The sequence below is a fragment of the Acidipropionibacterium timonense genome, assembly GCF_900605005.1.
GTDB lineage: Bacteria > Actinomycetota > Actinomycetes > Propionibacteriales > Propionibacteriaceae > Cutibacterium > Cutibacterium timonense.
The window spans coordinates 2757585-2774835 of record NZ_LR027558.1 but is presented as its reverse complement, the minus strand read 5'-3'; the positions used below and the strand labels follow the sequence as shown (position 1 = coordinate 2774835).

The window sequence follows — 17251 nt, the reverse complement described above, 5'->3', positions numbered from 1 at the left end:
GACACCATCGCATGAACACCAGCCGGCGTCGCCGCCACCCGGAACTCATTGTTCTTGATCTCGGTCGGAACACCAATCCTCATAATGCCCTTCTCCCTTGATGAGCGTTCTCCGACAACAACGTCGGTGAATACGCCGTCATGTGCCCCGGCGCACGCCGATGCTACAACAGCGTTCCGGGCCGTTGCGAGGGTCTTCGGCGGGCTCACACAGATCGACCACGCAGGGCCCACCAAGGATGTGATTGCACGATCTCGTGGCCGTCAGACTGGTGATTCTCCAATCGGCGACCGTGACGCCGAGGCGGCGGTCACCGGGGAATCAGGAGGCGGCCGCGGGGGCGATGAGGGGTGGACAGACGAGCCGCCCGGTGCAGCGTCCCTCCCGGTCGAGCAGCCAGCCCATCGACTTGTGACTGCGCAGATGGATGATCGTCTCGGCCGGGGCCAGGCCGGGGATCGCCTTGGCCAACTCGGCCTCGATGTGGCCGATCGCCCCGTGATGAGGCACCCGGAAGTTGACCCGCAGGTTGTTGCCACCGGTCACCCACATGCACGAGCGCAGCGCCGGTTGACGTTTGAGCAACTCCAGGACGCGCGTCTTGTGGTTGAAGGCGATGGTCGCCGTCCAGGTGCACTCCATCGTCCACCCGCCCAGTTGGGGGGCGACATCGCACCGCATGAGCACCAGCCGGTTCGTCAGGACCTTCTGCAGACGTCGGTGGAGGGTGCTCGTGGGAACGTCGAGGTCGCGAGCCAAGTCGCTCGACGCAGCCCGTCCGTCCCGGGCCAGCAGCACCGCCAACTGTTCGTCGAGATCGTCAGGAGGAAGGGCCCACAGCTCCTTGGCCCGACCGCGCTGGGCATGATCCGCCTCGGCGGCACTCAAACCGTTGACCCGCCAGGACTCCGTCCCGATCGTCACCGAGGTGACGATGGCACTGCGCGATCCGTACACCCCGTCGAGCCCACCGATCCAGTCGATGACGAGGACGGACAGGGTGGGAAGATCGGGCGCGACGACGGTGAGCATGAGATCACGGTGACCGGTCGTCTCGTCGACGCTGACGACCATGGGGTGGGCGCACAGGCTCGCGATGACACTGGGCAGCCGCTCGGTGCGGCAGTCCACCTCGACGATCGCCGTGAGGTGCCGGTCGAGGTTGGGGAAGGTCGTCACCCACACCAGTCCCTCGTCGGCCAGACGCTGCCAACGGTGCGCCGCGGTCGTCGCCGAGATGCCCAGGACGCGGGCCACCTTGGCCCAGGAGATGCGCGGATCCACCTGGACGACATGGGCGAGCCGACGGTCGAGTTGCTCGTGCATCGGACCCCTCTTCCACGATGAGAATATGACCACAGGTGCCACGCCCAGGCGGAACCATCGTGCATCCCCGACCTCGGTTTTGGGAAGACGCACCACACACATACCCGACGCACGCCATCGGTGCCAAGCTCTCGACCACCGGACCAGTCACAGGTGACCGGTCAGGGGGAACGGACGCAGCCGGGACCCCACGTCGTCAGCCCGAAGGGGGCCCGCTGTCGGCTGCATCGCCCCCGTCAGCACGTGTTCAACGCACCCAGGAGGAGCAATCATGGAGGCCAACAAGAAGATCCGCGTCGTCCAGTGGGGCCTGGGGGCGATGGGCCGCGGCATGGCAGAGCTCATCGGCACCAAGGAGGGTCTCGAGCTCGTCGGAGCGATCGACGTCAACCCGGCCCTCGACGGCAAGGACGTCGGAGAGGTACTCGGGGGCGCGCCGATCGGGGTCACCGTGACCACCGATCCGTCGACGGTCCTCGACCCCGCCAAGGTCGACGTCGTCACCATCGCCACCACCTCGTGGGTGGCCGACCAGCTCGAGGACCTGCGCACCATCCTCACCGCCGGCATCAACGTCGTGAGCATCGCCGAGGAGATGTCCTGCCCGGAGGCCCAGAGCCCCGACATCGCCCAGCAGATCGACGAGCTCGCCAAGGCCCACGGGGTCTCGGCCGTCGGCGTCGGCGTCAACCCCGGCTTCGTCCTCGACCACCTCGTCGTCAGCCTCACCGCGGGCAGCCAGCAGGTGACCTCGATCGAGGCCCGCCGCGTCAACGACCTGGCCCCGTACGGCGAGACCGTGCTGCGGACCCAGGGCGTCGGCACCACCCCCGAGGAGTTCGCCGCCGGTGTGGCGGACGGCTCCATCGTCGGCCACGTCGGCTTCCCCGAGTCGGTCCGGCTCATCAGCGACGCCCTCGGACTGGGCGTCGACTCCGTCGAGCAGCACGTCGAGCCGATCATCGCCAAGGTCGCCCGCCAGGCCCGTGACCGTGTCATCGAGCCCGGACAGGTCGCCGGCTGCAACCACACCGCCGTGGGACGCCGGGGCGACGAGGTCGTCATCCGCCTCATCCACCCCCAGCAGGTCGACCCGGCCGCCGAGGGCACCGAGACCGGCGACTACATCACCATCAACGGCGTGCCGTCGATCTCCATGACGATCCAGCCCGAGATCGCCGGCGGCAAGGCCACGGCCGGCATCTGCGTCAACACGATCCCGCGGATCTTCGCCGCCACCCCCGGCCTCAAGCGCGTCATCGACCTGCCCTCCCCCAGCGCTCTCATGGGCCCGTCGGCCTACGAGCGTCGGTGACGGGGCCGAGGAGACCACCGATGTCAGACGCACAGACAGAACCCGCGCCCCAGGGCACGAGTGATCAGGAAGTGCCCCAGGGCACTTGCGACCAGGAAGTACCCAAGGGCACTTGTGATCAAGAAGTGCCCAAGGGCACTTGGGTCGAGATCCGCTCCGTCGTCCTCGAACCCTCCCAGCGCGCCGCCGGAGTGCCGGCCGACACCGCCGCGACCCCGCTGGTCCAGTGGATCGACGGGTTCCTCGACGCCGACGCCCACCCCGGCGACGAGGTCACCATCACGACGATCATCGGACGCCGGCACCGCGGCACCCTCGACCGGGTCAATCCCAGCTACAGCCACAGCTTCGGCGACACCGTGCCCGAACTTCTCACCATCGGCACCCAGTTCGAGTCGACCGAAGGAGGGCGGCGATGAGCAACTCCTATGACGACGTCATGGCCCGTCGCACCCAGATCATGCACCAGGCCCTCGGCGTCGACTACGACGACTACAGCCAGGGCCCGCTGGCCTTCGACTACGAGGGCCTCATGTCCTCGGTCGGGTACACCCTCGAGGAAGTCTCCCGCATCCAGGCCGAGACGAAGGTCGGCCACACCCCGCTGCACGAACTGCACCGGCTCACCGAGGCGGTCCGCCAGGTCGCCGAGCCCGGCAAGGGCGCCCGCATCCTCGTCAAGGACGAGGCGGCCAACGCGTCCGGCAGCTTCAAGGCCCGCCGGGCCAGCCTGTCCTGCCACGAGGCCCAGGTCAAGGGGTACGCCGGCGTCGTCACCGCGACGAGCGGCAACTACGGCGCCGCCGTGGCCTCCCAGGCCGCCCAGCGTGGCCTCAAGTGCATCGTCATCCAGGAGGTCTACGACTCCCACCACGTCGGCCAGCCCGAGATCGTCGAGAAGTCGCGGGCCTGCGAGGCCTACGGCGCCGAGGTCGTCAAGCTCACCGTCGGCCCGGAGCTCTTCTACGTCCTCCTGCGCACCCTCGAAGAGACCGGCTACTTCAACGCCAGCCTCTACACCCCCTACGGCATCGCGGGCATCGAGACCCTCGGCGCCGAGGTCGGCCTCGAGGTGCAGGAGCGGTACGGGCGCCAGCCAGACGCCGTCGTCATCACCCATGCCGGCGGCGGCAACGTCACCGGCACCGCGCGCGGCCTGCGCAAGGTCGGGGCCGACCGGACCAAGGTCATCGGCGTGTCGGTCGACCTCACCGGTCTGCACATGGCCTCCGACCACGACTTCAACAACAAGTCGTTCACCACCGGCCACACCGGCTTCGGGGTGCCCTTCGCCACCTGGCCCGACCGGGTCGACGTCCCCCGCAACGCCGCCCGGGCGCTGCGCTACATGGACGGCTACCAGCTCGTCAGCCAGGGCGAGGTGTTCTACATGACCGAGCTGCTCACCAAGATCGAGGGTCTGGAGCGGGGCCCGGCCGGCGACACCTCCCTCACGGCGGCGGTGGCCATGGCCCGCCGGATGGACCGCGACCAGATCGTCGTCGTCCAGGAGACCGAGTACACCGGCGCCGGCAAGCACCACAACAGCCAGCTGTCCTTCGCCCGCTCGCGCGGGATCGAGGTGCGACGCGGCGACCCGGCCGACAACGTCCCCGGCAAGGCCATCGTCATCCCCGAGCGGCTCGACCAGGTGAGCACCCGCCCGCTCGACCTCGACCACCTGCGACACAGCTACCTGCGTCACGCCGCGACGATCGTCCCCGCCGACCAGTGGAACGACGTCGAGTTGCAGTACCTGGCCGACGAGACCCACGCCGACGTCGACCACGTGCGCGCGGTCGCCGCCGAGCTGGGGCAGACCCATCCGGAAGGAGCATGATGTCCACCCCCAATGACGCCCCCTCGACGGTCGGCCCTGCCACGGCCGATCCGGACGAGGCCCGGATCGCCCGCTACGAGCAGCTGCGCACCGAGCTGGCCGGCCTCGACGACGAGGCCCTCAAGGCCCGGTTCTGGCAGCTGTGTCAGGAGGCCATGACCCCGGTCGTCGAGTTCGCCCGCGCCCACACCACCCCCTCGATCGAGCGATCGGTGCTGCTGCGGATGGGCATCGACTCCGTCTCGACCCATGCCGTCGTCGAGAACCTGCTCAACGCCGGGCTCCTCGGCAAGGGAGCCGGCCACGCCGTCCTGCGGCTGTCACGGATGAGGGGAATCGACCTGCGGGCCGCCGCCCAACTCATCATCGACGACCCGACGGTCCTCGACGGACTCTTCGACGGCACCCCCATGCCGCCGACCCGCCCCGTCGGGACCGTCCCGACCACACCCAAGGGGGCAGACCATGAGTGAGTACGAGTCCCTCGACCCGGACACCAAGCTCGACGTCGAGCGGGTCTTCGAGGACCTGGAGCACTACCACCCGCGCCGCAAGGGGTGGACCTGGCGCACCGTGCCACCCGAAGGGGTCGACATGGGCGACTTCCACTACCGCGACATGTCGCTCCCGCTCAAGCACTCGGTGCCCCTGCCGGCGGCCAAGTACTTCGGCGGCCTCGACCCGCAGCCGGCCCCCGTCGTCACCTCCGAGATCGCCTCGGGACACTTCGAGGACGACCTGCGGCGGATGAGGATGGCCGCCTGGAACGGCGCCGACCACATCATGGTCATCCGCACCACCGGTCAGAGCCACATCGATGGGCTCCTCGAGGGCACCCCCGAGGGCATCGGCGGGGTCCCCATCACCCGCAAGGAGCTGCGTGCCAGCCGCAAGGCCTGCGACCTCATCGAGGACGAGGTCGGCCGGCCGATCAACTTCCACTCCTACGTGTCGGGCGTCGCCGGGCCCGAGGTCGCCGTCCTCTTCGCCGAGGAGGGCGTCAACGGGGCGCACCAGGACCCGCAGTACAACGTCCTGTACCGCAACATCAACGCCTACCGCAGCTATGTCGACGCCGGCGAGGCGAAGAAGGTCATGGCCGGGGCGCGGATCTTCCAGATCGACGGCGCCCACAACGCCAATGCGACGGCCCGGTTCGGCTGGAAGGTCATGCCCGAGCTCATGGTGCAGCACGGCCTCAACTGCATCTTCTCGGCCATGGTCGGCATGCCGACCGACCTCGTCGGCCTGTCGACGGTGCCCCCGAGCGCCCCGCCGGCCCCGAAGTTCTGGTACGACCTGCCGTACGCCGTGGCCCTGCGCGACCTCTTCAGCGAGTACCGGATGCGGGCCCAGCAGAACACCCGGTACATCGAGTCCGACATCGAGGAGGCGATCCGTACCCACACGATCGACACCCTCATCTCGATGCTCACCAGCGCCGACATCCAGAGCACGATCACCCCCGACGAGGGGCGCAACCTGCCCTGGCACGTCAACTCGATGCGCGGCATCCAGACGGTCAAGCAGACCTGGGCGGCCCTGGACGGCATCAAGGAGATGGTCTCGATCAAGCGGGACGGCCCGCTGGGCGAGATGGCCCGCGACCTCAAGGAGAGGGCCATCGGCTTCCTCGCCGAGATGATCCACGTCGGTGGCTACTTCGCCGCCGTCGAGGAGGGCTTCTTCGTCGACTCGGCACGCTTCCCCGAGCGCAACCACGACGGCATCGCCCGTGACGGGCAAGGTGGCGTCGCGGCCGGCACGGTCATCGAGCGCGACCCCGACTACCTGGCCCCGGTGTGCGACCACTTCGGCACCAACCACCTGCCCGAGGGGATCGACAAGGCCTGTGACCTCATCGACGGTTGCACCCTGTGCAAGCCCGAGAAGATCGCCTACATCGACGAGCTCGACCCCAACGACTCGGTGGACGCCCGACTCGAGCGCACCCGCCCCTACCGGGACGGCACCAAGCTCAAGCCGGAGGCCGAGTGGGCCGGTGACGGCGTCGCCCTCGTGCAGTTCACCATCCCGGCCGACGTCGAGATCGCCCACGAGGCGGCCCTCGAGATGGCGGCGAAGATGGGGCTCAACGATCCGCAGGTGTGCAACATCCAGGTACTGCACCCCGCCGAGGCCTGCTTCGTCGAGGTCAAGGGCACGGTCGGCTTCGACGTCGACCCCTCGACCCTGACGATCCCCGAGAAGATCGAGCTGCTGCCCGAGGACGAGATGCGCGAGTTCGTCAATGAGCACGGACTCACCGTCGTCGCCGGCACCGTCGGCGAGGACGAGCACAGCGTCGGACTGCGCGAGATCCTCGACATCAAGCACGGTGGGATCGAGAAGTACGGGGTGCGCTACCACTACCTGGGCACCTCGGTACCGATCGAGAAGATGGTCGACGCCGCCATCGAGACGGGGGCCGACGCCATCCTCATCTCGACGATCATCAGCCACAACGACATCCACCGCACGATGATGCGCAAGCTGCACGACCTCACCATCGAGAAGGGCATCCGCGACCGCGTCGTGCTCGTCGCCGGTGGCACCCAGGTGAGTCGTGAGATGGCTGCCGAGACGGGCCTGGACGCCACCTTCGGGCGTGGCACCAAGGGCATCGACGTCCTCGACGCCATCGTGCGCACGATGCGCGACCGGATCGAGGGCTGATCGATGACGATCCTCACGACCCTCGAGATCGGCTCGACCATCACCAAGGCCAACGCCTTCCGCATGGTCGACGACCACCTCGAGCACGTCGGCCAGGGATTCGCGCCCACCAGTGTCGGTCAGGGGGACGTGAGGATCGGCGCCGACGCCGCCATCGACGCCATGAGGGAGGGCTACGGCCTCACCCTGGACGCCGGGGAGGTCTTCGTCAACTCCTCGGCGGCCGGTGGCCTGCGGATGAGCGTCCACGGGCTCACCGGCTCCATGACCGCCAGGGCGGCGCGCGAGGCCGCCCTGGGGGCCGGGGCCATCGTCGTCCTCACGACCATCGGCCCCATGGACGAGTTCGACGTCGAGGACCTCGTCGAGGCCAGGCCGAACATCATCCTCCTGGCCGGCGGGGTCGACCACGGCGAGAAGCACGTCGTCGTCGAGAACGCCCGCCGGATCGCCGCGGCCCACCTGGGGGTACCCGTCGTCTACGCCGGCAACGCCCAGGCGCGGCGTCGGGTCGAGGCCGTCTTCGAGCAGGCCGGGGAACACCTCCTGTGCGTCGACAACGTCTTCCCCGAGGTCGACGTCCTGCGCATCGACCCGGTGCGCACCGTCATCCAGGAGGTCTTCAACGACCACATCACCGCCGCGCCCGGCATGAGCGGGCTGGCGGAGTTGTCGACCCACGACATCCTGCCGACCCCCGGAGCGGTGCTACGGGCCACCGAACTCTTCGCCGAGGCGGTGGGCGACGCCCTCGTCATCGACGTCGGCGGGGCCACCACCGACGTCCACTCGGTCACCGACGGCACGATGGAGTGGACCAGCCGCACCATCGACCCCGAGCCGCGCGCCAAGCGGACCGTCGAGGGAGACCTCGGCGTCTTCGTCAACGCCCGGCACGTCGCAGCGATGACCGCCGAGGGGGCCGACGAGGCCCGGCTGGCCCTGCTACGGGCCATCCCCGCCACCGAGGACGAGACCGAGGTGACCCGCTGGCTGGCCCGTCGGGCGGTCGAGATCGGGGTGGGACGCCACGCCGGTTCGGTGGTCGAGCTCTTCACCCCCACCGGCAAGACCCAGGTCGTCCGCGGCAAGGACCTCACCGCGATCCACTGGGTCATCGGCACCGGCGGGGCCCTCACCCGGGTCGACGGCGGCCACGAGATCCTCGCCGGGGTGTGCACCGGGGCCGGCAGCCAGCTGCTGCCCGAACCCACCGCCACCATCCTCATCGACCGCGACTACCGCTTCTCCGCCCTGGGCACGGTGGCCGAGTCGTACCCCGACCTCGTGCGCAACACCTTCGCCCGTTGGGTCGCCACCGAGACGGGGGCATCATGATGACCGGCCCCACCCCGCGCCTGGAGATCCACACCGACCGGATCGCCGCCAATCTGCGCTCCGTCGTCGCCCAGTGCGCCGAGCACGGGGTCGAGGTGGCCGTCGTCACCAAGGTGCTGCGGGCCCACCCCGCCCTGCTCGCCGCGATCCAAGGGTCCGGTGCGGCGATGGTCGCCGACTCCCGGCTCGACAACCTGGCCCGGGTGAGGGCCGCCGGGCTGGGGCTGCCGACGATGCTCCTGCGCGCGCCGACCCCTCGGGTCGCCGCACGGACCGTCCAGCTGGCCGACATCTCCCTCAACTCCTCCCTCACCACCCTCACCGCCCTGTCCGACGCCGCACGGTCCCTGGGCATCGAGCACGGCGTCGTCCTCATGGTCGACGTCGGCGACCTGCGCGAGGGGGTGTGGCCCGATGAGGCCGTCGACCTCGTCGTCGCGGCGAGCCGGCTGCCCGGTCTGCGGGTGCTCGGGATGGGCACGAACCTGGCCTGCTACGGCGGCGTCATCCCCACCCGCGAGAAGATGCAGCTGCTCCTCGACCTGCGAGACGAGGCCCGTCGCGTCACCGGTCTGGAGCTCGGCCTCGTCTCGGGCGGCAACTCGGCCAACCTGCCGCTCATGGCCGCCGGCGGGATGCCGCCCGGGATCACCAACCTGCGCATCGGGGAGGCCGTCATCCTCGGCCGCAACACCCTCGACCGCAGTCCGTGGCCGGGCACCCGTCAGGACACCGTCGAGGTCGTCGCCGAGGTCATCGAGCTCGATCACAAGCCCTCGGTGCCCATCGGCGATCGCGGCCAGGACGCCTTCGGCCGGACGGCCACCTACGTCGACCGCGGTGTGCGCTGGCGCGCCATCTGCAACCTCGGCCGTCAGGACGCCGACCCGGCCACCCTCGACCCGCTCGACCCCGGCCACATCGTCCTGGGGGCCAGCAGCGACCACCTCATCGTCGACGTCACCGATGGTCACCGCCCGCTGGCCGTCGGAGACGAGATCCGTTTCCGTCCCACCTATGCGGGCCTCTTGGCCACGACGACCTGCCCCGACGTCTGGAAGACGTCGGTGGCCGAGGATCTCGCGACCGCAACCGGGGCGCCCACACCGGCTCCCCCACCTCTACCCCTCGACGTGCCACAGTGGTCCCATGTGCGGACGATTCAGTCTGGGAGCGGGTGCCGATGAGCTGTCCCGGGTGTACCGGGCCCTGGCCGATGACATCGACGGCTGGCAGCCCCGGTACTCCATCGCGCCCTCGACGATGATCCCGGTGCTGCGGATGCGCCCCGGGTCCCCGGAGGACGGGGGCGAGGCCCCTCATCCGGCCGGCCGCTCCTTCGAGCCGGCCCGGTGGGGGTTCCAACCCTCCTGGGCCAGGGCCGACGGCCCACGTCCCATCAATGCCCGCCTCGAGACGGTCGCCACGAACGGCATGTTCCGCTCCGCCTTCGCCGCGCACCGCGCCGTCGTGCCCATGTCCGGCTACTTCGAGTGGACGAGCCAGGGCGGCCGCAAGGTGCCCCACTTCATCCACGGCGACGGCCTGCTCTCGGCGGCCTCCCTCGTCGCACCGCGCCAGCTGCCGGACGGGTCGTGGCAGGTGAGCGCGGCCATCATCACGACCCGCTCCGTCGACGCCGCAGGACAGGTGCACGACCGGATGCCGGTCTTCCTGGCCGACGCCGACCTCGACGAGTGGCTCGATCCGGGCAAGCTCGACCGCACCGGGGCCGCGGGTCTCGTCACGCACGTGGCGGAGGCGTCGGCGGCCATCGCCGCCACCCTGCGCACCCACGTCGTCGACCGGCGGGTCAACACCGTCCGCGGGCTCGACCCGACCGACCCATCGCTCATCGCGCCCGTGACACCGGAGCCGACCGGGACCGCCTGATCCCCTGCCCGCCGAGCTCACCCGAGGATGGCGATCCACCACAGGACGAGGATGACGATCCCCAGGATGGCGACGACGGCGACGATTCCCCAGACCAACCAGTCCGGACGGGTCTCGACCGGCTCCTCGACCTCGGGCCGGGATTCGGGCGGGTTCGCCTCGCGCGTGTCCATGTGACGCCTCCTTCGACCTCGCCGAGGCTACCCGACGGCCCCGGCATCGACCCAGCCCAGGACACCGGACCCCGGACGACCTCCGCCATCTCCGCTGTGACAAGCTCAGACGCCACCGACTGACGCCTACCGCACAGCCTACCGATGAGGTACTACCCTCCGTAGTAGTTTTGTGTTAGATTGTTGAACGCTTGAGCACATGACCGCGACAGGTGCGTCACGTCGCAGTGCCCCGGCGATGGTCTCCGCCATGGTGGCGGGGACGACCTGAATCGAGGAATCATGACTCGCATCGTCCACAGCACCCTGAGCAAGGTGTTCGCCATCGTCTTGGTCGTCGTCGGCATCGCGGCCGTCATCGGCGGCAACTACGCCCACGGGTACGTCAGCAATCAGCTGTCGCAGGAGAAGATCACCATGCCGTCGGGCGCGGCCCTCTCCGAGCAGGAGATGAAGGACACCCTCACCAAGTACGCCGGCCAGCAGATGACCACTGGCCCGCAGGCCGAGGCCTTCGCCAACCACTACATCCTGCTGCACATGAAGGCGTCCTCGAACGGCAAGACCTACGAGGAGGTCTCCGGAGAGTACATGAAGTGCTCCAAGAACACCGCCACCAAGGACTCCGCCGACTGCCAAGCCCTCGGCGCACTGCGTCAGTCCCTCTTCATGGGCGACTCCCTGCGCGGCATGCTCCTCACCGCCTACGCCTGGTGGCTCGTCGGCTCCATCGCCCTGTGGGCCGGCATCGGATGCATCGTCCTCGCCGTCATCCTCGCCGTCCTCGGCTGGGGTGTCCTGCGCACGAGGAAGGACGCCGTCACGGCCTGATCGCCCATCCCGCCCGGACCCATCGACGCGCGCAGCACCGACGCTGCGCGCGTCGACGTCGTCCGGGCGGGCACTCCCCGGCAGAGGGCTCGGCCGGATCCCACAGGCTCCCCCGATGTCACGACAGCGGTGCTCAGGGCGGTTCGAGTTACCATGACTGGACGACTCGTCGCGAACGTGACCCCTCGTCCCGCCGAAGTCCCGTCTGGAGGCCCCGTGAGCACACCTGGAGACACCGAGAGCACGACCCCGTCGCGACTCACCCGTCGATCGCTGTTGGCCGTCGGCGCCGTCGCCGTTCCCGTGGCCATCGCCGGATGTGCGAAGTCCGACTCCCTCGGGGAGGCCCTTTCCTCCGGCGGGTCCACGTCCTCGGCGAGCGGCGGGACCACCGCGGGCTCGGCGGCACCCTCCTCGGCCACCCCCACCCCGACGCCGACCCCGGCCACCCTGACGGTCACCGCCCAGCACCCGCTCACCGCGGTGCAGCCGACCGACACCCTCACCTTCACGGCGTCCCACGGCACCCTGAGGACGGTCAAGGTGCTCAACGCCAAGAAGGAGACCGTCGACGGCACCCTCACCGGCACGACATGGAAGCCCAAGGTCCCGTTCCGGCTCTCGTCGACCTACACGGTCGTGGCCACCCTGGCCAATGCCGATTCCTCCGCCGGCGCCACCGTCGACTCGACGACGACCATCAAGACCCTCCAGGCCGACAGCAACACCGCCTCCCTGCTCTACGAGGGCAGCCCGGTCGGGGTCGGCATGCCGGTCATCGTCAAGTTCGAGAACGAGGTCGTCGACGCCACCCGTCGTGCCGCGATCCAGAAGGCCATGACGATCGACGTCTCCCCGGCCCAGGAAGGCGCCTGGGGCTGGATCGACAACACCCAGCTCATGTGGCGCCCCAAGTCCTACTGGAAGGCCGGCACCAAGGTCCAGGTGAGCGGCAAGCTCGCCGGCCTCACGACGTCGAGCCACCGCTGGCTGCTCGACGACCTGTCGGGCACCCTCGACGTCGGCGACTCGCGCATCATCAAGGTGTCCATCCCCAACCACAGCCTCTCGGTGGTCGTCAACGGGTCAACCGTCAAGACCTTCCCCTGCACCACCGGCAAGGACGGCTTCGTCACCCGGTCCGGCACGAAGGTCATCATCGAGCGCGAGTCGCACATGGTCATGGACGCCGCCACCGTCGGCATTCCCACGACGAGCCCCGACTACTACAAGCTCGCCGTCGACTGGGCCATGCGCGAGACCTACACCGGCGAGTTCATCCATGCCGCTCCGTGGTCGACGAAGTCGCAGGGCCTGGCGAACGTCTCCCACGGCTGCGTCGGCCTGGCCACCGCCAATGCCAAGTGGCTCTTCAACCTGTGCCGTGCCGGCGACGTCGTCGAGACGACCGGGTCGAACCGCACCTTCAAGCCGAGCGAGGGCATCGGCTGCTGGTGCTACGACTGGTCCGGCTGGCAGGGGCTCAGCGCCGTCTGACAACCTCAGACGATCCTCACGAAACCCTCAACCTCGAGCCGGGGTCGAGGGTTTCGTCGTTTGTGACGCCGAACCCCGCAGACCGCGTCATGACGCCGTGAGGAGCCTCACGCGGGGGACGGGTCGGCGCCGGTCGACCGTACCCGGAACCCTCGACCTCATTGAGCTTCCTCTCAGGTTCTCCCTACTCTCCCCTCGTCCGGTCACTTCCCGGACGTCGTCGACGCCCCAGCCGGGGCGGGAGGAAGGCCCACCGTGAACCGACCCATGCGAGCCCTGCGAGGAGTCGCCGCCTCGGCGGCCGTCGCGGCCACCTGCACCGCCGTCGTCCCCGCGATCATGGGCTCCATCGCCCAGGCGACGACGACCCGGCACGCGACGACCGACGTCTACGTGCACGCCACCCCGGCCAACGGCGGACGCATCCTCGGCGTCCTGCTCCAGGGCCACTCGGTCACCGTCACCGGCCCCAACGAGCTGGGCTGGACCCCGGTGCTCTTCAACGGCCAGAAGGGCTACATCTACCGTGCCTTCCTGGCCGACGGATCCGGTTCGACGTCCTCCAGCGGCCAGACCTCCGACGAGTCGACCGCCAGTCGGTCCGGGGCCACCGGCACCGCGTACACGACCGCCTGGCTCAACCTGCGCACCGGCGCCTCGCTCAACTCCCGCGTCATCACCGTCCTGCCCAAGGGAGGCCAGGTGACCCGCACCGGGGTCGTCGCCGGCAACTGGGTCAAGGTGTCGACCTCCTCGGGCAACGGCTGGGTGTACAGCTCCTACCTCACCTCGGTGCGCACCTCGAGCTCCTCCGCCTCGACCGCGAGCCGGTCGACGACCTCGACGACGTCGACCCCCACGGTCACCGGCACCCGCTACGCCACGACCTACCTCAACCTGTGGACCTCCTCGACCGGCTCGGGGTACGCCGACGTCGTCAACCCCGGGACGGCCCTCAAGGTCACCGGCACCGTGAGCAACGGGCGCGCCCAGGTCGTCGTCGACGGCACCGTCCGCTGGGTGACCAACCAGTACACCTCGATGACCGCCCGGACGAACACCTCGTCGAGCACCTCGAGCACGACCTCCCGCTCGACGACCCGCACCGCCGTCTCCAGCTCGTCGGGCATCACGGGCTCCTGCGTCGCCTCCTTCTACGACGACCCACAGCTCACCGCCAATGGCGAGACCTTCGATCCCAGTGCCATGACCGCCGCCAACAAGACCCTGCCGTTCAACACCATGGTGCGGGTGACGAACGTCGCCAACGGCAAGTCGACCGTCGTGCGGATCAACGACCGCGGACCCTACGTCGCCGGACGCTGCCTCGACCTGTCCCGGGCGGCGTTCGCCCAGATCGCCTCCCTCGACGCCGGCACGGTCCAGGTCACCTACACCGTCCTGTGACCTCGACACTCCATCGAACTCCATCCACCCCATGACGGCGGCCGGGACCCCACACGGGTCCCGGCCGCCGTCATGGAAGGGTCCCGTCCGGGCGGATCCGTCCGCCGTGAGCGAGACCATCGGCAACCCGGGCGGCCAACTTGGTGCGACCCCACCGGGCGCCGTACGCTGTGCAGTAGTTCACAAAGTCGAGTCCCGTGTCAGCCACCGGAACCCGACCCACCCGACCACTCGGCGAGGAACGACGGCGACGGTCGCCGCGTCATCTGAACCGACCCCAACCACCATGTCGGCGGACGGGGATCGAACCAGTGTCGGGGCCCGTGCCCCGGAAAGGAAAGCCATGACCGAGACCGCGCACTTCGTCGATGGTGACAAGGAACTCGACTTCACCAAGGTCCGGGCGACCGACGGCCAGTTCGGCTACGACGTCAACGGTCTGCTCAGCACGACCGGCAACATCATGCTCGACCCGGGCTTCGTCAACACCGCCTCCTGCGAGTCGAAGATCACCTACATCGACGGCGGTCAGGGCATCCTGCGCTACCGCGGCTACCCCATCGAGCAGCTCGCCGAGCACGCCTCCTTCCTCGAGACGGCCTACCTCGTCCTCAACGGCGAACTGCCGACGGCCGCCGAGCTGGAGACCTTCGAGAACGGCATCCGACGCAAGACCCTCATCGACGAGCGGATGCGCGACCTGTTCCGGTGCTTCCCGCGGCGCTCCCACCCGATGCCGGTGCTGTCGGCCGGCATCATGGCCCTGTCGACCTTCGCCCACACCCCCACCAGCGCCGACCTCGACACCCTCGACGACGCCGCCGTGAGCCTGCTGGCCAAGGTGCCGACCCTGGCCGCCTACGGCTACAAGAACTCCATGGGCCAGCCGACCCTCTACCCGGACAACTCGCTGAGCTACATCGAGAACTTCATCCGGATGAGCTTCGGCTTCCCCACCGAGCCCTACGAGTTCAACGACGCCATCACCCGCGGCCTCGAGGTGCTCCTCATCCTCCACGCCGACCACGAGCAGAACTGCTCCACCTCGACGGTGCGGATGGTCGCCTCCTCCGGGGCCAACCTCTACTCGGCGATCTCGGCGGGCGTCAACGCCCTGTCCGGCCCCAAGCACGGCGGCGCCAACCAGGCCGTCGTCGAGATGCTCCAGTTCATCCGCGACTCGGGCATGACGACCAAGGAGTTCGTCGAGAAGGTCAAGAACCGCGAGTCCGGGATCAAGCTCATGGGCTTCGGACACCGCGTCTACCGCAACTACGATCCGCGTGCCGCGATCATCAAGAAGCACGCCGACAAGATCCTCGAACTGCACACCGGACGCCAGGACCTCCTCGAGATCGCCAAGGAACTCGAGGAGACCGCCCTGTCGGACGACTACTTCAAGGAGCGCAAGCTCTACCCGAACGTCGACTTCTACTCCGGCCTCATCTACGAGGCCATGGGCTTCCCCATCAACATGTTCACCGTGCTCTTCGCCATCGGTCGACTGCCCGGCTGGATCGCGCAGTACCGCGAGCAGGTGAGCACGAGCGACAAGATCTGGCGTCCGCGGCAGATCTTCACCGGCGCCGACGAGCGAGACTGGGTGCCGATCGATCAGCGCGGCTGATCACCTGCAGGTCTAGTGTGTCGCCCCATGGAGGACGACACCCGCACCCGCCGGGGCGCCACCGTCGTCGGTGGCGCCCTCGTCGTCCTCCTCTTGGCGGTCCTGGCCGCCACGAGCCGGGTGCCGTGGACGAGCGGACGGGCGCACACCGTCGACCACGAGGTCGACCCGCCCGGGATCGTCCTCACCGGGGCGGCGTCCTCCTCGGCCTCACCGATGCCGACCCCGCACGACCCGACCGGCCTGTCCGCAGCCCTCACCCTGGCCGCCTCGGCCTTCTGGATCTTCCTCGGTGTCCTGTCCGTCGTCTGCCTCGTCCTCGTCGTCGTGCGCGCCCTGCGTCTGGCCGATCTGGACCGACACCGTCACGCCCGGGTGGTCGAGGGGGCCCGGACCGACGACGTCGTCGAGGTCGACCGGCAGGCCCTGGCCCGGCACGTCGACGAATCCCTCGACCTGCTCCGCTCGGCCACCGGGCCGGGGTTGGCCGTCATCGAGTGCTGGGAGGGTCTGGAACGGATCGTCGCCCGGGCCGGGCTGGTGCGTGACCCCTCGGCGACGACGAGCGAGTTCACCACCGAGGCGGTCGCCCGGGTCGGCGTGCCCCGCGAGCCGGTGTCCGACCTGGCCCAGCTCTACCGGCAGGTCTGCTACTCCACCCACGACGCCGACGAGACCGTGCGACGCCGCGCCCTCGACGACCTCGAGGCGGTACGGCAGGGCATGGGGCTCGGAGCCACCGCACTCGGACAAGGGCAGGCCAACCATGGCTGAACGCACCGCATCCGGGAGCACCGGCCCTCGCCGGCTGCTCCTCCACCTGCTCGGCGCCGCCGTCGCCGCCGGGGTCGCCGTCCTGCTCATCGGCCGGACCGGGATCCGCCCCGACCTCGTCCTCGTCGTCGCCGCCGCCATCCTCGTCGCCCTCACCGTCGAGGTGGTGGTCCTCGTCGCCCCGCACCTGGCCGAGTCCGACTGGCCTGCGGCCGCCGCCCCGCCACGCACCGAACTCTTCCACGTCGACGGACGCACCCGGCGCCTGGCCGACACCATCGCCGATGCCAGGCCCGGCGTCGACCTCACCTCGAGCCAACTCGCCCGGGAGGTGCTCGACGTCGCCACCGACCGGCTCGTCCGCCGACGTGACGCCGACCCCGCCGACCCGCTGGCCCTGGCCGAGCAGGAGCACCTGCTCAGCGCCCCCACCCTCGCCTGGCTGCGCCAGGTCCAGACCGATCCGCGCGAGGTCGGGCCCTGCCCGACCCCCGTGCTGCGCGCCCGACTCACGGAGGTGTCGTCCCTGTGACGAATCCGAACCCTGGAACAGA

16 protein-coding genes and 1 pseudogene are annotated in these 17251 nt (G+C 69.4%); 14 read left to right on the top strand and 3 right to left on the bottom strand.

The window, feature by feature from the left end; genetic code table 11:
* Positions 1-209 (bottom strand): hypothetical protein (locus E0E30_RS13530; RefSeq protein WP_210115899.1); only part of this gene is annotated, 209 nt, incomplete at its 3' end.
* A 112-nt stretch (positions 210-321) separates the two neighbouring features.
* Complete coding sequence (locus E0E30_RS13000; RefSeq protein ID WP_130866632.1) at positions 322-1326, bottom strand: Lrp/AsnC family transcriptional regulator; 1005 nt, start codon at positions 1324-1326, stop codon at positions 322-324.
* 271 nt (positions 1327-1597) lie between these two features.
* Between E0E30_RS13000 and ord the strand changes: the two genes are divergently transcribed.
* The 8 genes and pseudogenes from ord (at position 1598) to E0E30_RS12960 (ending at position 10388) form a co-directional block, all read left to right on the top strand.
* Positions 1598-2641, top strand: coding sequence for a 2,4-diaminopentanoate dehydrogenase (gene ord, locus E0E30_RS12995; RefSeq protein WP_130866631.1), 1044 nt, complete (start codon positions 1598-1600; stop codon positions 2639-2641).
* 71 nt (positions 2642-2712) lie between these two features.
* A complete protein-coding gene (gene ortA / locus E0E30_RS12990) occupies positions 2713-3060 on the top strand; it encodes a 2-amino-4-oxopentanoate thiolase subunit OrtA (protein WP_411914034.1) in 348 nt (115 codons plus the stop codon).
* Complete coding sequence (gene ortB / locus E0E30_RS12985; protein WP_130866629.1) at positions 3057-4481, top strand: 2-amino-4-oxopentanoate thiolase subunit OrtB; 1425 nt, start codon at positions 3057-3059, stop codon at positions 4479-4481. The genes ortA and ortB overlap by 4 nt, the downstream gene beginning before the upstream one ends.
* On the top strand, positions 4481-4954 hold the full coding sequence (gene oraS, locus E0E30_RS12980; protein WP_130866628.1) for a D-ornithine 4,5-aminomutase subunit OraS: 474 nt from the start codon (positions 4481-4483) through the stop codon (positions 4952-4954). The genes ortB and oraS overlap by 1 nt, the downstream gene beginning before the upstream one ends.
* Positions 4947-7157, top strand: a complete 2211-nt coding sequence (gene oraE, locus E0E30_RS12975; RefSeq protein WP_130866627.1) for a D-ornithine 4,5-aminomutase subunit OraE — start codon at positions 4947-4949, stop codon at positions 7155-7157. Before oraS ends, oraE begins: the two co-directional genes overlap by 8 nt.
* Before the next feature lie 3 nt (positions 7158-7160).
* On the top strand, positions 7161-8495 hold the full coding sequence (locus E0E30_RS12970) for a glutamate mutase L (protein WP_130866626.1): 1335 nt from the start codon (positions 7161-7163) through the stop codon (positions 8493-8495).
* Positions 8495-9562, top strand: a pseudogene (locus E0E30_RS12965) (alanine/ornithine racemase family PLP-dependent enzyme); the annotation flags it as partial. The gene E0E30_RS12970 and the pseudogene E0E30_RS12965, both read left to right, overlap by 1 nt.
* 82 nt (positions 9563-9644) lie before the next feature.
* Positions 9645-10388 (top strand): SOS response-associated peptidase, encoded by a 744-nt coding sequence (locus E0E30_RS12960; protein WP_130866625.1) that lies wholly within the window; start codon positions 9645-9647, stop codon positions 10386-10388.
* 17 nt (positions 10389-10405) lie between these two features.
* On the opposite strand, the gene E0E30_RS13380 is transcribed toward E0E30_RS12960, so the two are convergent.
* A complete protein-coding gene (locus E0E30_RS13380; protein WP_167853841.1) occupies positions 10406-10561 on the bottom strand; it encodes a hypothetical protein in 156 nt (51 codons plus the stop codon).
* Between the two features lie 282 nt (positions 10562-10843).
* Here E0E30_RS13380 and E0E30_RS12955 point away from each other — a divergent pair, with 282 nt between their 5' ends.
* From E0E30_RS12955 to E0E30_RS12930, 6 genes are all read left to right on the top strand, one after another.
* On the top strand, positions 10844-11392 hold the full coding sequence (locus tag E0E30_RS12955) for a hypothetical protein (protein ID WP_130866624.1): 549 nt from the start codon (positions 10844-10846) through the stop codon (positions 11390-11392).
* A gap of 303 nt (positions 11393-11695) precedes the next feature.
* Positions 11696-12889: a L,D-transpeptidase gene (locus tag E0E30_RS12950; RefSeq protein ID WP_411914033.1), complete on the top strand. Its 1194-nt coding sequence runs from the start codon at positions 11696-11698 to the stop codon at positions 12887-12889.
* 255 nt (positions 12890-13144) lie between these two features.
* Positions 13145-14296, top strand: a complete 1152-nt coding sequence (locus E0E30_RS13780; RefSeq protein ID WP_130866622.1) for a septal ring lytic transglycosylase RlpA family protein — start codon at positions 13145-13147, stop codon at positions 14294-14296.
* A gap of 343 nt (positions 14297-14639) precedes the next feature.
* Positions 14640-15923, top strand: coding sequence for a citrate synthase (locus tag E0E30_RS12940; RefSeq protein ID WP_130866621.1), 1284 nt, complete (start codon positions 14640-14642; stop codon positions 15921-15923).
* Between the two features lie 27 nt (positions 15924-15950).
* Positions 15951-16697 (top strand): DUF4129 domain-containing protein, encoded by a 747-nt coding sequence (locus tag E0E30_RS12935; protein ID WP_130866620.1) that lies wholly within the window; start codon positions 15951-15953, stop codon positions 16695-16697.
* Positions 16690-17229, top strand: a complete 540-nt coding sequence (locus E0E30_RS12930) for a hypothetical protein (protein WP_130866619.1) — start codon at positions 16690-16692, stop codon at positions 17227-17229. Before E0E30_RS12935 ends, E0E30_RS12930 begins: the two co-directional genes overlap by 8 nt.
* Positions 17230-17251: the final 22 nt, after the last annotated feature.